Here is a 14,396-nt window from a genome sequence, read left to right as displayed (position 1 = left end):
GAGAAGTGCATGGCCTATGTTGCAAATTACGCTGCCGAAGCGCCCGAGCGGGCATTGGTCGATGCCATGCCCGGCGATGTCCTGCTTGAGTTCGGTGCGAACTGGTGCGGCCATTGCCAAGGCGCCCAGCCAGCCATTGCGGCGGCCCTGCGGGCGCATCCCGCCTTGCCCCATCTGAAAATCGAAGATGGTCCCGGGCGTCGGCTCGGGCGCAGTTTTCGCATCAAGCTATGGCCGACGCTGATCCTGCTGCGCGACGGTCAGGAAGTCGGTCGCGTTGTTCGACCAAACAGCGAGCAGGAAGTCGGTGAACTGCTCGCCGGCTGACATTGGCGAAGCCGCAGAAGAATTGGCCGAGGAGATTCATCGGCCGGGCCAATGGCACTCCCCGGCCATGATCAATGCCTGAATATTTGTGTTCGTAGCCGGGTCAGCAGGTAAAATGCAGAACGCATAACACGGGCCTTGCGGCTGACCCTGAAGCTTGCTTTGGCGCTGAGTTCCCTGTCTCAGCGCCTTTCTCGAACATCTGCAGTCTTTCCCCGCAAGATAACAATCCCCGTCTGATCGGCATTTCCTGCCTGATCCGCTGGGCAAGGCAATAAATGGACATGAAAAACCGACTCAAATTAGGCTTGTTGCTATGTGCATCGCTGGGAATTTCAGCCTGTGCCACCTTGGCTGGTGATCCGGTCGACCGTGCCGACAGAAAGGCCAACGCCCTGGCTCCCCGCGCGCCCAAGACCGTTTTCGATGAGGCGCTGGCCAAAGCAGCCCTGAAGCCGGGCAATGTTGAAATCAAATCGGTCCTGGTCAGTTGCTATGGACGGGGAATAGGCTGCATTCAAGGCAGTGTTCCCGTCGCGGGAGCCAGTGTCTATCTGTATCCCTATACGCCTTACCTGGAAGAATATCTGGCCATGCAAAAGAAGCTGACTGCCGATATCAAGAGGCACCGGGATTACTCGTCCGTCAAAATCGTCGTTAGCCCCAAGCTCGCCGAGTACCGGCGAACGGCCAGGAGCGATGAGTTCGGCCGCTACAGCTTCAAGGATGTGAAACCCGGCAAATACTATATCGCCAGCGCCCGGGTGACCGGCTTCAGAACGGTGGTCAAGCACTATTACGATGAGTTTGGCTACGACCACCCTCGCCAGGAGCAAGAGCCGGCCGACCTCGAATTTGAAAGCATCGTGGATATCACCCAGACCTCCGGTGTTCACAAATTCGAATCCAGGGTCGAGATAGTCCGGTAATCGGCAACGGTGAAACTGGTTGGCGCCGTCGGCAGACAATCAGTAAGCCCGGCCGGCGCGTAGTAGTCAGGCCGGGGGATTCCCTTTCTGCCAGGCTTCAAGTTCGCAACGGTCGATATAGGTTTCCAGCCGGTTGATGTTGCCCGGCAATTGCTGGCCTTCCCACTGCTCGGTGGCCCAGCGTTTGACGTTGGCGTGCAGGTTGCCATGTTCGATCGCATGGGCCAGGGCGACCTCGAATTTGTGCTGGGCTTCGGCCACGTTGCCGGCCAGGTGCCGGGCGGCTTCATGCAGGGTCAGGCTGTCTGGCGAGGGATTCATGGATTTCCTCCTTCAAGCGGGCGACAGCTTCATTCTAGCCCTGCACTATCGCCGTCAGTCCCGTTTCGTCACCTTTTTCGTCGTGCGGTGGCCGGCCTTGATCTTCTCGATGGCCTCAAGCTGAAAGCGCAGCTTGGTGATGGCGTCACGTTCGGCGGGCGCCAGTTCGTCCACCTTGACGTGCTTGATCAACACGGCCAGCGCGTCGCCGATGCAGCCGAGCTGCTTGCCGTAACTGCCGACTTCGTCGAGCACTTCCTGCTCGACCTCCGGGTTGCCGCTGCGCCCGAGGTTGATATTGACCAGCCCAAGCTGGCTGGTTGCCGAGCCGAAGGTCCATGACCACGGATTGATCGCTTGCGTGACGTCGCCGGACAGCGGCAGCGAGAAGGATTGCCAGGCCGCAAGCGGGTTCTGGAAAAAATCGAGCGGTGCCGTTGTCTTTGCTTCGGACGACGCATTCGCGGTAACGCGGGGATAGAAATTCGGCATGGCGGATTCTCCTTGGCAGACTGAATCCGATCATCCGGCATCGCGCCGGACCATGCAAGGTGAATTAAATGCCGGGGCTCGGTTCGTTCCCCGGTTGATCAAGATGAGCCGCCTACAGGCTTGCCACGGAACCCCGGTCAGTAACGCGGGTAGCGTGAATTTTCTGCCTCAAGCCTGCGCAGCGTTGCCTTTTCCTTGGCCAATTGGCGTTCGGCGTCGTATTGGCGCTGGCGCTCTTCTCTTTCTTTTTCCCTTTCCTTTTCCCTGTTAACGGCTGTTTCAGCGCGCTGGATATCCCGGGAAACCTGTTTTCCGTAACTGTATTCGCGCTCCCGATTGGCCCGCTCGAAGGCTTCGTCTCGGCGTCGCCGGGATTCAGCCTGCTCGGCATCCATTTTTTCTTCACGGGCCTTTTGGGCTTCCAGTTCGGCCATTCGGGTCGCTGCAGCCGTTTTTTCCCTCTCCAGGCGGGCCTGTTCCTGGACAGATTGGTATTTTGAGTAGCTTACGCCGCATGTGCCGAGGACGATGGCAAGTAGCAGCAGCTTGAAAAACGGGAAGGACGACGGACTTTCTGTGGCGGGAGCTGACGATCTGGCTTCCAGTTTGAGGTCGTAGGCTTTTCTCTTTTCCGGGCGGGAAAGCGTGTTGAATGCTTCACGCAAGGCAATTAGTCGATTGGTCGCGTCTTCGTCCCCGCCGGCGCTTTGTTCGGCGCAGCCTGCGTAGAGCCTTTTATAGCTTTCCGAAATGGCGCTCTGGCTGGCCGTCTGGCTGACTTCAAGCAGGTCGTAAAGCGTGTTCGACATAACAAAATGTTCCGGTTTGTGTTCAGCGATAAGCTCGTCTGGGTGAGGGCTGGGTGTCGGGTTCGCCGGGGAGAATGGCAACGCCGCCGCGGATATTTTTGTCTCGTGCCGCCTTGTATTCAAGTTCTGACAATTGCACCCGATTGCGCTGATTGATCACTTCGGCCTGAAGTTTCTGGCTGCGACTGATTTTGTCTGTACTTTGATCAACCTTGCTCGCCCCGGCGGCGCAGGGTGTATCGGAAATTACAGTTTTCCCGGCCTGAGTGCATTTATAGGTGTCGGCGCCGGCCTCGACGGCGAGCTGGCAAAGCAGCGCTAGCGAGGCCAGTTTGATCAATAGATTCACGGCCGTTCCCTTTTATTTACTTGAAATTCGAAACATTTTATTCGTGGGGAATATCTCGGGCAATTGGATTCTGCTGTGCAGGGGCTTTCCGGCGGGATGCGGCAGAATTTGCGATTAAAGGCTGAGGCTAGATCATCCCGCCATTGATCGAGATGACCTGTCCGGAAATGTAGGCAGCGCTGTCCGAGGCGAGGAAGGCGACGAGATCAGCCACCTCTTCCGGCTTGCCGGCGCGCTTCATCGGCACCAGGCTCTTGATCGCCTCGGCATCAAAGGCGCCTTCGATCATGTCGGTGGCGATGATGCCCGGTGCCACGGCATTGACCGTGATGCCGCGGCTGGCCAGCTCCAGCGCCAGCGACTTGCTGGCGGCGTGCAACGCCCCCTTGGCGGCCGAATAATTGACCTGGCCGCGGTTGCCGGTGATGCCGGCAATCGACGAAATATTGACGATGCGGCCCCAGCGCGTGCGGATCATCGGCATGGTCAATGGCTGGGTGACGTTGAAAAACCCGTTCAGCGAGACGTCGAGCACCGAATGCCACTGCTCGGCGCTCATGCCGGGGAAGACGGCATCGGCGTGGATGCCGGCGTTATTGACCAGGATCTGGATGGCCCCGGCTTCGAGCAGTTTTTCCAGCGTGGCGACCGTTGCGGCGCGGTCGGTGACGTCGAAGGCCACGGCTTCGGCGCTGCCGCCGGCTTCCCGGATGGCGGCGACGACGGCCTCGGCCTTGTCCAGACTCCGGTTGGCGTGGACGATCACGTGATGACCGTCGGCCGCGAGGCGCCGGCAAATGGCGGCACCGATGCCGCCGCTGCCGCCGGTGACGAGGGCGCGTTTCATGGCTGTTCCTTGCTCAGGGTGCTGGCATCGAGAACCACGGCGGCGCGGCCTTCAAGCAGGCAACGGTCGGCGTGGCTGACGGAAAACTGGTAGAGGATGTTGTTGGCGTCGCCGGACAGGCGCTCGGCGCGGACGAGCAATTCGCCTGGCAGGTCATCAAGGCGGGCGGTGTGCAGGGTCACGCTGCGCACACTGGTCAGGTAGCCCTGGCGGGGCTGGTCATCGCTACTGGCGAGCAAGGCACCGTGGATGGCCATGGCCTGCGCGGCGTATTCGATGCCGTTGGCGGCACCGAGGCGGCCCTCGGCGCGCAGCGGGTTGGCCGGGTCGGTGTGGCTGCTTGTCCGGCAGGCAATGCTGTTTTCCGACCATTCGCTCACTGTATCGAGCAGGCACATGCTGCCCTGGTGCGGGATGTGGGCGGCGATCCAGGCGCGGTCTAGCACGATCCGATTTCGACCTTCAACTGCATCGGTGGCAAGTAGTCGAGACAGACCTCGCCGGCTTCACCGCGTGCCAGTTTCTGCAGCAAGGGCAGCGCCCGCAAGGCCGGAATCGAGACGCGCAATGTTTCGAGTGCATCGTCGGCCAACGTTTCGGCGGCATCGGCAGATAACGTGAGCTTGATCGATGCAAGCGAGCGCTCACTGCGTTCTGGTGTTAGCAGCAGCCCAACACCGGCCACGTCTGGCACCGGACGCTTGGCGAACAGCGGCTCGGGATATTCGCTGTCGTAGGCGATTAACAGCGTCGTCTGGTGGTCGAGCGCGACCTGCCCCAGCGCATCGATCAGGCCGGCGCCAAAGCTACCGTCGTAGGCGCAGAGAACCTGGCAAGGTGCCATCGCGCCAGTGGCGATGCCCCAGTAACCAGCGGCAGCGTTATGGACCGAATTGTGAAAGCGGGTTGGTGAAATCTGGCGGTCGTCGGTGGCCAGTTGCTCGCACAGCGCGTGGCAGTTATGGCCGTCGGCACCCGAGGCGGAAAAGACGGTGGCCAGCATCGCGACATCGGCCCCGGCATGGGCGGCGGCTTCGAGGCCGACGGCCAGCGCAAGCTTGACGACGCGGCTGGCCCGACGCCGTTCGGCCGGTGGCAGGATGCTTGGGGCCGGCAGGACGGACGGCGCGCTTTCGTAGGCCTGCTCGCCGCGCAGCACGGCGCGGGCCGTTGGCCAGTCCGGCAGGCCGGGAGCCAGGAAACCGATGCCTTCGATCCAGGCGGTCAGCGGGCGGCTCATTGGGCGACTCCCAGAACCAGGCTGCAATTGCTGCCGCCGAAACCGAAGGAATTGGTCAGCGCACGACTGACTTTTCCGTCACGGGTTTTCAACAGGTAATCGACCGGGATGCTTGGGTCTAGATGCTCGGTGCCCGGGCTGCCGGGCAGGAAACCGTCAGTCAGCGTCAGGGCGCAAATGATGGCCTCGACGGCACCGGCGGCGCCCAGCGTGTGGCCGGTGGCGCCTTTGGTTGAACTGCACGGAACGGAGTTGCCGAACAGGGCACTGACGGCCTTGCCTTCTGCAGCGTCATTGGCCGGCGTCGAGGTGCCGTGCAGGTTGATGTAATCGATGTCGCTGGCGGTTAGCCCGGCCGAGCGCAGCGCCGCTTCCATGGCCATTTGGGCACCCAGGCCTTCCGGGTGCGGCGAGGACATGTGGTAAGCGTCGCTCGATTCGCCGGTGCCGAGCAGTAGCACTGAGCCGGCGGCCGGTTGGTCGCAACGTTCGAGCAGCGCAAAGGCAGCGCCTTCGCCGACCGAAATTCCGTTGCGCGCCGCATCGTAGGGGCGGCAGGGCTGGGCCGAGGTCAGTTGCAGCGAGGCGAAGCCGTACAGCGTGGTCAGGCACAGGGTATCGACGCCGCCGACGATGGCTGCATCGATGGTCCCGAGCTCAAGCTGGCGGGCGGCGGCGGCGAAGACCTTGGCGCTGGAAGAACAGGCCGTCGAAATCGCCATGGCCATGCCTTCCAGCGCGAAATAGTCGCGGGTGAACTCGGCCAGCGAGAAGGAATTGTGTGTCGTGCGGTAGTGGAAATCGTCAGGCAGCGCACCGGTTTCAGGGGCGCGCCGGCGATAGGCCAGCTCGGTCTGCAAAATGCCGGCCGTACTTGTGCCGAGGAAAACGCCGACCCGTGTCTTGCCAAAACGGGCAATCGCCTCCCGCACACGGTCGGCAAACCCGTCCGTTTCGAGGCCCATCTGCGTCAGCCGGTTGTTGCGGCAATCGTAGTTAGCCAGCGACTCCGGTAGCTTTTCCGCATCAACCGCGGCCACCTCGCCCATCCAGGTATCCAGCTGTACCGTCTCGAAAGCACACGGCACCAACCCGCTCCGCCCGCTAAGCAAGGCTTCGCGCGTGGCATCAAGCCCGCGCCCGAGGCAGGTAGTGGCGGTGTAGGCGGAAAGCAGCAGCGGGGTCACGGTGGCGCTCGATATGGGGTGAGGCCGATTTTAGCAGAGGGGATGTTTCTGGGTCCGTAACTAGCTTGAGTTAGTGCGCAGATCAGTCTCAACTGACTATGAAACTCAGCCATCTGTTGTCAAAATGCGTTTTCTGGCCAGATTCCAAGAATAAAGATAGCAATTTTGACTGCGATAAATAGTAGGTTTTGCGAAAGTTCTTTGCGAATTTTCATTTGAGCCACCGTGAGGAAGATAGAAATCGCAGGGTGACGAATTACGTTCAGATTTCAGAATGCGGTGATCAAAGCACAACATTCGTTATGTTCTGGAGGAAACACGATGATAGATTTATTGAAATTGCTATTCGTTCTATTTACACGAAATCCATTTTTTTACATTCCTATGTCGCTTGGAATTTTGTATGCAATTGGGATTGAGACAGGACTAATTAGTCCTGAGGCCAGAGAGTTTTTCAGAATTAATCATGGCCGGCCGTAACCAATGTTGATGCCAAGATGTCGAGGTTTATCAAGATAGTTAAATCGGCCCTACGTTGCTTAATTTTTGTGTCGCTGGCTTGCAATGGAAGTACATGCGCAAATTACAAAAAAATTGGCTTGGTTTCGCGTTGTGGTTCTTCGTTCCATTAGCTTATGGCCAAACAGAACCGAAGGTCGTAGACATCCCCACTCGCCCAAGCATCACCCAACGTCTGCTGGTTTTCTCCCCACCCTCGCCCAAAGCGGCGGTGATCCTGTTCGCGGGTGGACATGGTGGGTTGCAGATTGCTGCCGATGGCTCTTTCGGCTGGGGCAAGGGGAATTTCCTGATTCGCAGCCGGCAGTTGTTTGTCGATCAGGGCCTGCTGACGGTGCTCATCGATGCACCCTCGGACCGGCATTCCCCGCCTTTCCTCGCCGGTTACCGACAAGGACCGGAACATGCGGCGGATGTGCAGGCGGTGATTGCCTGGGTGCGTCAGCAATCGGGCTGGCCGGTGTGGCTGGTCGGGACGAGTCGGGGCACGCAGTCGATTGCCGCGGTGGCGACCCGCATGAGCCGGGCCGACGGGCCGGATGGACTGGTATTGGCGGCCACCATCCTGACTGATCCGAAGGCGCCTTCGGTGACTGCCATGGCGCTGGACAAGCTGAGCATTCCGGTGCTGGTGGCGCACCACGAACTGGATGGCTGCAGCCATTGTGCCTTCAGCGAGATGCCGAGCCTAATGCAGAAGCTTGATGGCCTGCCGCGCAAGCAGTTGCTGTCGTTCCGCGATGGCATCAGCCGGGGCGATCCGTGCGAGGTGATGGCCTATCACGGCTTCAACGGCATCGAGCGCGAGGTGGTGGGGCAGATCGCCGGCTGGATGTTGGGCCGCTGATTCAGGAATCCATTTTTGGCCAATTTTTCCGGTTGACTGTAGCGATTGCCTACTTGCCGCTGCTCCGCGTCAGACAAGTCTTGTAGCGGCCTTCGACCCGTCTGGCGAACCATTCTGTGGTCAGCTTGCGGGTGATCTTTGGACTTTTCAGGTCGATTTGTGGCATGGCCTGGCGGGCCATCGGTTTGCCCTGCTTTTCAGCCAGTTCGAAGACCCGGTTGAACAGCGGGCTGCGGCCGAAGGCCATGGTTTTTTCCAGTAGCAGGTCGCGGCGGATTTGTGGCCGGCTCATGTCGAGTTTGGCGGCAATGCCGATGGCGGCTTCTTCGACGCTGCTTGGCATTGAGGCCGGTTTGCCATCTTCGTAGCGGAGCAGGTCGCCATCCGGCGTCAGCGGCTTGCCGGTGACCTTGCCGAGCGCCAACTGGAAGGCGGCGTTGCGGCTGCTGTAGCGGCCGGCGTTGAAATCGGCGAAGCGATAGACGATCTGGTCGTAGGGCACTTCGTAGTCGAGCAGGATGGCGCTGCCGAAATAGAGGCCGCCGCGCCGGGTGAACACCTCGTGGCGTAGCTTTTTCTCGATCGGGTACGGGTAGCTGCGTTCCTTGACGTGCTGCGTGGCGAACTCGACGCTGACCTGCATCGGGCCGCCGGTGCGGACGGGATTGTAGTCGGCGAACAGCTGGCGGCCGAAAGGCAGCTCGCCGATCATGTCTTCGAACAGGGCGTTGAGCTGTTTTTCGGTTTTCAGCGCGTCGATGCGCTCGTTGTAGCTCTTGCCGTCCGGAGAATTCTTGCTCAGGGCGGCGGTGACGAGCAGCGACGGTACGCCATAGCGCCCGGCCCGAGCTTCAAGTTCGCGGCGGACAATGTTGGGCAGGCCGGGCACTACCGGGTCGGCCTGGAAGCTCGATTCCTGCTCGATGATGGCGATGGCGGCGCAGTAGGTTTGCGTCGCGTGCGGTACCTCCAGCGTCTTGAAGGCGGTATGCAGGTCGGTCGCCCATCCGGCGCGGTCCTTGGCTGAGGTCGGAATCAGCTGGGTGATGCGTTTCTTGACTTCGGCTTCGGGCAGCGAGGTCGGCCAGGCGGTGGCCGTTTTTCCATCGGCCCGACGCGACATGTCGGGGGGCAGTGTGCCGCCCTCCTCCTCGCTTTCCTCGAATACCGAGCAACCGGCCAGAGTGGCCAGCAGCACGGCAGTCAGGAGGGAGAAGCGGCTTGAACGCATGGAATCAGACGGGCAGATTGGCCGGAACCCGGCAGACCAGCATCACGTTGGCGAACGGCTTGCCTTCGTTCATCGGGTCGGTTTCGACTGAGAAACCGAGGCTTTCGAGCAGCGCGATCCACTCGGTCAGCGGCCGGCAATAGAGGCGCGGCAGGCGGTGGCCGCGGACGAAGGTCACAGCGTGGTCGACCCAGTTGCACAGGTGGTAGGGCAGCCCGGCCGAGGCGTCGCCGACGCGGGTCAGGAACAGGCCACCGGGTGGCAGCGCGGCACGGATGCGCTTGATCACGTCCTTCTGGTGAGCGTGATCGAAGTAATGCAGGGCGTCGAGGATGGTGATGACGTCGGCCTGGCCGAAATCGGCCTTGGTCATGTCGCCCTGCTCTATGCGCAGGATCGGGTGGTCGGCGCCGAAAGCCTTGGCAGCACGGTCAACGTCCTTCTGCATGAGTTCGATGCCGCGCAGGCTCAGCGCCTTGGGAGCGGCCGGCCAGCCCTTCGGCCAGTTACCGGCGTCGTACAGTTTGCGGGCGGCGAGCAGCCACGAAAACAGACTGCCCTGACCGCAGCCGAGGTCGAGGTAACGGCCTTCGGCCGGCAACAGGCCGCGCTTGAGGATCTCGCGGAAGATGCTGTCGGAGGACAGTTTGCCGCGTGAGTAGTGATAGGCGAAATGGCCGCCACCGATGAACGGGCGGCTGGCTTCGTCGAGCAGGGTGCGCAGGAAACGCTTGGTCATAGCTTGGGATCGGGCAGCGTGACGGGGTTGAGTTGATGTTGGCGCAGCGTGTCCAGCAGGCGCGGCAAAACAGTGAGGATAACCGGCTGGCCGTCGGTAGTACGGGCGGCATGGCCGTCGTGCAGCAGCAGGATATCGCCGGGGCCGAGGTCGCGGCTCAGGCGCTCGAGAACAATTTCCGGGTCACCGCAGCGGGTGTCGTAGGGGCGGCGTGTCCAGCTGGCCAGCTTGAGGCCGAGCTTGTGCAGCACGGCGTCGAGGAAGGGATTGCGCAGGCCGGCCGTGGCGCGGAAGTAGCGTGGCGCCTGGCCGGTGATCCCGGCGAAGGTAGTTTGCGCCGCGGCGATATCGGCCTTCATGCGGCCGGGGCCGAAGAAGGCGAAGGCCTTGGAATGGCTGTCGCCATGGTTCTCGACGCGATGGCCGCGGGCGACGATTTCGCGGCACAGCGCCGGGTTTTCGCGGGCGCGCCAGCCGATGCAGAAAAAGGTGGCCTTGGCGTTGGCGACATCGAGCAGATCAAGGACGCGAGGCGTGACTTCCGGGTCGGGGCCGTCATCGATGGTGATGGCGACTTCGCGGCGGGCGACGGCGTCGTCCGGCAGGCGGTTGAGGTTGGGGCCGAGCAGGGTCGTGCGTGGCAGCAGGCCGGCCGTGGTGATGATGGCGTGGTTGATGACCAGAGCGCCGACCGCCCACGGCCAGAGCGACGGCACGATCAGGCAGCCGACGGCTGCGGCTGCGTGGACCGCGAGCGTGGCTTTGATGGCGAAGGTCGGTTTCCAGGGCGTCGGCATGTCAGGCGGTGAAGTGGCCGGAATCGAGGAAATGTTCCCACAAAATCTGCCAGGCCGGCCAGTCGTGGCCGCCGGGCACGGTGTGGCGGGCGGCGGCAGGGAAGCGCGCGGCGATGGCGCTCATGCCTGCGGCGAAGCGGTCTTCCGTGCCGTAGCCGACGAAGACCGGGAAGTCGGCCGGCGGGGCCTTGAGCCAGCAATAGACGCGATTTTCGGCATCGGTCATTTCCTCGGTGGTCGGCTGCCAAAGATCGAGGCCGCCGGCCCGGCGGATGGCGTTGGTGGTCAGCCGACTGCCGGGGTAAGGGGCGATTAGGCACAGGCCATCGACGATGCCGGGGTGATCGGCGTTCAGGCCCAGCGACAGCAATCCGCCGAGCGAGATGCCGCCGAGCCAGACGCGTCGGTAGTCGGTGCGGGCGGGGATCAGGATTTGCTCGACAACGGCGGGAATCGCATCGCCGCTGGAAACGGCATCCAGACCAAGGTCGACGGCGATCAGGTCGAGTTTCAACCGGCGTTGCTCGACGGCACGGAAAAAGCCGTGCTCGACGAAGTGTTCGGGCGTCATGTAGGCGCCGGGGAGCAGGAGGAGCAGGCTATCGGCGCCGTTCAGCTGGCGCAGGGTGCGCAACGCGGGGCTCATGCGGCGGTTTCACGTGAAACGTAAAATTTCGATTTTGGCTGATTTTTTCCATCAACCGAAAAACTCGCCGTTAGTGCCGTGGAAAGCCCCCTCTCCCTGACCCTCTCCCCCGTTGGGGCGAGGGTAAGTTCGGTCCGGCGCCTAGGCATTTTTGCGCCCGACAAAACAGGCTGACAGCAGCAGTGCCAGGATGGCGCCCGGGCCGACGGTGGCGCCGACGGCGTGCAGCACCGGCACATTGGACAGTGCCAGCGTACCGAAGCCGATGGCGGTGGTCAGGTTGGCGACGGCCATCGAGACCAGTGTCGGGGTATCCAGCCCTTCGCCGCGGGCGGCGCGGTCGAAGAAGAGCGCATAGTTGGAGCCGACAGCGACGATCAACAGCATGCCGATCAGGTGGAGCAGATGCAGTTGCTCGCCAGCCAGATGCAGGCCGGCGATGACCAGCACCACGGCGATCAACAGCGGCAGCAGCACGGTGGCCAGCCGCCGGGGCGAGCGCAGGGTAACCGCCAGCAGTGCGACGATGGCGACAAAACCGGCCAGCGAGAGCAGCGTTGCTTCGTGCAGGTAGTCGTTGTACAGCGTGTCGAACTCGTTTTTCATATCGACGAACAAGGCGCCACTGCCCGCCAGCGCAGCACGTACCGGCTCTATGGCGATATCGACGCCCGTATCACCCTCCTTGTTGCCGACGGGCGGGCGCAGCGGCAGCAGCACGCTCCAGCCGTTCGGGCGTTGCAGCAGCAGCGAATCGACGGCCAGCGCCAGACTTGTGCCGTTCAGCGCCTCGCGGCTCAGGCTGCCGTGCCCCTTTGTCTTGGCGACATCCTCGATAAAACCGCCCAGCTTGTTGGCGGCCAGCGGTGAATCGGTTAGTGCGACTTGCAGGCGGGCCTGCAATTCCTCGCCGGTCGGCAGGCTGGCGCGGCGGCTCGCCTGCATGGCCTGGCTGGGCAGGAAACGGGCCGGGCTGTCGTAGCCGCCGATGATGCCCTGGGCGATCAGGCCGTCGAGTTGCTGGCCGGCCCGTTCGGCCGCCTGCAACGCCGCTTCGCAGTCCGGGGCGGTGATCACGGCCATGTAGCGGGCGTCGGGGGCCGAGATGTCGGCGCGCAAGGCCTGATCGACCGCGCCGTCTTCGGCGCTGACCGTGCTCAGGGCCGACAGATTGGGGTGCCACAGGTGGTCGCGATTAACGAGAAGCACTGCCATGGCCGCCAGTGTCAGCAGGATCACCGGCCAGCGCAGGCCTTGCAGCACCGTGATGCCGCGCTTGAGCACCGGGCCGAGGTGGCTGAGGTCGCGCATCGCGAAATTGCTGCCAGCCAGCTGTGGCAGGATGAAACGGGTGACGATGGCGGCGGCCAGCACGCCGCTCAGCGAATAGAGGCCGAGTTGCGACAGGCCGGGAAAGCCGGAAAAAAGCAGCGCGGCAAAACCGCAGATCGAGGTCAGCACGCCGAGCCGGATGGTCGGCCAGAAACGCGCCCGCCATTGCTCGACGCCGAGCTTGCTGGACTGGACGAAGTAGTAGATCGAGTAATCGACCGCCTCGCCAATCAGCGCCGAGCCGAAGCCGACGGTGATCCCGAAGACGGTGCCGTAAGCCAGGCTGACCGCGGCAACGCCGGCCAGCGCGCCGCTGAGTACCGGCAGCAGGCCGAGGGTCATCAGCCGGCCCGAGCGATAGACGAAGAACAGCACGGCGATGATGGCCAGCGTGCTGATGGTCGATAGGCGGCTGACTTCGCCCTTGATCGTTGCCCTGGATTTGACCGCGAACAGGCCGGGGCCGGAAAGCTGGAGGCTCAGTGCCCCGCCCGACGCCGCTTCGGAAAACTGGCTGCCGATCAGGCCGATTGCCTTCTCCTGGCCGTCGGTATCGGAACCGAGGGCGGCGGTCTGGATCAGCAGCATGGCGCGTTCGCCATCGCGCGAGGCCCAGACGCCATCGCGGACATTGGGCTGGGCGCCGGCGTTGAGGCCGGAGACCATCTCGACCAGCTCGCCGGTCGGATCGCGCGTCAGGAATGGCTTTAGCATCATGCCGGCCGGCGAGGCGAGCAGGTCGATGCTGTTTGCGACAGCGTCGCGCAGGCCATCGACGGTGAAGCGTTCCGGCTTGACGGCCGGGCTGAGCAGGTAGCGGTGCGCGAACAGGAAGTCGCGGTCGGCATCCAGGCTGCCGGCTTCACCATTCTGAACGCTGACGAATTCGGGCAATTTTTCCAGTCGGCCGCGCAAGTCACGCGAAGCCTTCGCCCGTTGCGCCGCATCGCCACCTTCGATGGCGACCATTAGCAGCCGCGAGACGACACCCTCCTTCAGCTGGTCGACCAATACCTGTTGTTCGGCACTCGGCTTGGCCGGCAGGAAGAAGGACATGTCGGCCGAGAAATGGCTGTTCCAGACGACCACCGCCCCAGCCAGCATGGCCAGCAGCCAGATCAGGAAAGCGCGGACGGCCGGACGGGTCATTTGCCGTCGATCGGGTCGATATTCAGCACCGAACGGTCACCGTCGGCCTGCAGGTATTCAATGACGCGCACCTGGTTACGAATGCCGCTGACGGTGATGCGCTGGACCATGCTGGCGATTTTCTGGTCGCTGGGGAGCAGTGTGAGTACCCACTTGCTCGAATCGCCAGACAGATAGAGGGCGTAATTTTTCTCCAGCGCGGCCCGGTTGCCGGACAGGGTGCCGCGGATGCTGTCCACGAAGGCCAGCGCTTCCGGCTGGTTGGCCAGGTTGATGCTCAGCTTCTGTTTGTCGCGCTCGATGGACAGGATGTCCTTGTCAAGCAGCAGCGTTTCCACTTTTGGAGTAAGCGTTCGCTTCTCCAGTCGATCCGGTGCTGTATAGGTCATTTCGCCGGTCGAGATCACCGGCTTGTCGAGGACGGCGATGAATTTCTTCTCGACGAATTTGGCCTTGCCACCCTTGTGTTTGGCCAGTTCGCCCATCAACTGGCCGACATCGAAGGCGGCACTGGCCGGCAGAGCCAGGGCAAGCAGGAGTCCGGCCATCACTGCGCGCCACGTCATCCCCGCGCAGGCGGGAATCCAGGCCTTTTTCTCGAAATCTCTGTACCTTACTGGGTTCCCGCTTTCGCG

17 protein-coding genes are annotated in these 14,396 nt (G+C 62.3%); 3 read left to right on the top strand and 14 right to left on the bottom strand.

What is annotated here, in order from left to right; all coding sequences use genetic code 11:
• Positions 1-9 precede the first annotated feature (9 nt).
• Together KI617_RS20230 and KI617_RS20225 are read left to right on the top strand one after the other, a co-directional pair.
• Positions 10-327: a thioredoxin family protein gene (locus tag KI617_RS20230; RefSeq protein WP_226449441.1), complete on the top strand. Its 318-nt coding sequence runs from the start codon at positions 10-12 to the stop codon at positions 325-327.
• Between the two features lie 284 nt (positions 328-611).
• On the top strand, positions 612-1,256 hold the full coding sequence (locus KI617_RS20225) for a carboxypeptidase-like regulatory domain-containing protein (protein ID WP_226449439.1): 645 nt from the start codon (positions 612-614) through the stop codon (positions 1,254-1,256).
• A gap of 66 nt (positions 1,257-1,322) precedes the next feature.
• On the opposite strand, the gene KI617_RS20220 is transcribed toward KI617_RS20225, so the two are convergent.
• The 8 genes from KI617_RS20220 to KI617_RS20185 form a co-directional block, all read right to left on the bottom strand.
• The gene (locus tag KI617_RS20220; protein ID WP_226449437.1) at positions 1,323-1,577 is read right to left on the bottom strand and encodes a hypothetical protein; all 255 of its coding nucleotides are present in this window, start codon (positions 1,575-1,577) and stop codon (positions 1,323-1,325) included.
• A 54-nt stretch (positions 1,578-1,631) separates the two neighbouring features.
• Positions 1,632-2,069 (bottom strand): hypothetical protein, encoded by a 438-nt coding sequence (locus KI617_RS20215; RefSeq protein ID WP_226449436.1) that lies wholly within the window; start codon positions 2,067-2,069, stop codon positions 1,632-1,634.
• Between the two features lie 137 nt (positions 2,070-2,206).
• A complete protein-coding gene (locus KI617_RS20210; protein WP_226449434.1) occupies positions 2,207-2,878 on the bottom strand; it encodes a DnaJ domain-containing protein in 672 nt (223 codons plus the stop codon).
• A gap of 22 nt (positions 2,879-2,900) precedes the next feature.
• Positions 2,901-3,227 (bottom strand): DUF4124 domain-containing protein, encoded by a 327-nt coding sequence (locus KI617_RS20205; protein WP_226449432.1) that lies wholly within the window; start codon positions 3,225-3,227, stop codon positions 2,901-2,903.
• A gap of 127 nt (positions 3,228-3,354) precedes the next feature.
• A complete protein-coding gene (gene fabG / locus KI617_RS20200) occupies positions 3,355-4,074 on the bottom strand; it encodes a 3-oxoacyl-ACP reductase FabG (protein WP_226449430.1) in 720 nt (239 codons plus the stop codon).
• Positions 4,071-4,520, bottom strand: coding sequence for a hotdog family protein (locus tag KI617_RS20195; protein ID WP_319004132.1), 450 nt, complete (start codon positions 4,518-4,520; stop codon positions 4,071-4,073). Before KI617_RS20195 ends, fabG begins: the two co-directional genes overlap by 4 nt.
• Positions 4,514-5,314: a beta-ketoacyl synthase chain length factor gene (locus tag KI617_RS20190; protein WP_226449428.1), complete on the bottom strand. Its 801-nt coding sequence runs from the start codon at positions 5,312-5,314 to the stop codon at positions 4,514-4,516. The genes KI617_RS20195 and KI617_RS20190 overlap by 7 nt, the downstream gene beginning before the upstream one ends.
• Positions 5,311-6,501 (bottom strand): beta-ketoacyl-[acyl-carrier-protein] synthase family protein, encoded by a 1,191-nt coding sequence (locus KI617_RS20185; protein WP_226449426.1) that lies wholly within the window; start codon positions 6,499-6,501, stop codon positions 5,311-5,313. The genes KI617_RS20190 and KI617_RS20185 overlap by 4 nt, the downstream gene beginning before the upstream one ends.
• Before the next feature lie 574 nt (positions 6,502-7,075).
• On the opposite strand from KI617_RS20185, the gene KI617_RS20180 reads away from it, so the two are divergent.
• Entirely contained in the window at positions 7,076-7,867 is a 792-nt protein-coding gene (locus KI617_RS20180; protein WP_226449425.1) for an alpha/beta fold hydrolase, read from the top strand.
• 49 nt (positions 7,868-7,916) lie between these two features.
• On the opposite strand, the gene KI617_RS20175 is transcribed toward KI617_RS20180, so the two are convergent.
• The 6 genes from KI617_RS20175 to KI617_RS20150 form a co-directional block, all read right to left on the bottom strand.
• Entirely contained in the window at positions 7,917-9,098 is a 1,182-nt protein-coding gene (locus KI617_RS20175) for a DUF1615 domain-containing protein (protein ID WP_226449423.1), read from the bottom strand.
• Between the two features lie 4 nt (positions 9,099-9,102).
• Positions 9,103-9,837 (bottom strand): SAM-dependent methyltransferase, encoded by a 735-nt coding sequence (locus tag KI617_RS20170; RefSeq protein ID WP_226449421.1) that lies wholly within the window; start codon positions 9,835-9,837, stop codon positions 9,103-9,105.
• Entirely contained in the window at positions 9,834-10,634 is an 801-nt protein-coding gene (locus KI617_RS20165; protein WP_226449419.1) for a polysaccharide deacetylase family protein, read from the bottom strand. Before KI617_RS20165 ends, KI617_RS20170 begins: the two co-directional genes overlap by 4 nt.
• A 1-nt stretch (position 10,635) precedes the next feature.
• Positions 10,636-11,280, bottom strand: coding sequence for a hypothetical protein (locus KI617_RS20160; protein WP_226449417.1), 645 nt, complete (start codon positions 11,278-11,280; stop codon positions 10,636-10,638).
• Between the two features lie 141 nt (positions 11,281-11,421).
• The gene (locus KI617_RS20155) at positions 11,422-13,761 is read right to left on the bottom strand and encodes an MMPL family transporter (RefSeq protein WP_226449415.1); all 2,340 of its coding nucleotides are present in this window, start codon (positions 13,759-13,761) and stop codon (positions 11,422-11,424) included.
• The gene (locus tag KI617_RS20150; RefSeq protein ID WP_226449413.1) at positions 13,758-14,309 is read right to left on the bottom strand and encodes an outer membrane lipoprotein carrier protein LolA; all 552 of its coding nucleotides are present in this window, start codon (positions 14,307-14,309) and stop codon (positions 13,758-13,760) included. The genes KI617_RS20155 and KI617_RS20150 overlap by 4 nt, the downstream gene beginning before the upstream one ends.
• Positions 14,310-14,396 lie beyond the last annotated feature (87 nt).

It is taken from the genome of Ferribacterium limneticum (assembly GCF_020510625.1).
In the GTDB taxonomy this organism is placed as follows: Bacteria; Pseudomonadota; Gammaproteobacteria; order Burkholderiales; family Rhodocyclaceae; genus Azonexus; species Azonexus limneticus_A.
Note: the sequence above shows the minus strand (reverse complement) of the source record. Positions and strands in the feature narration are given on the sequence as shown.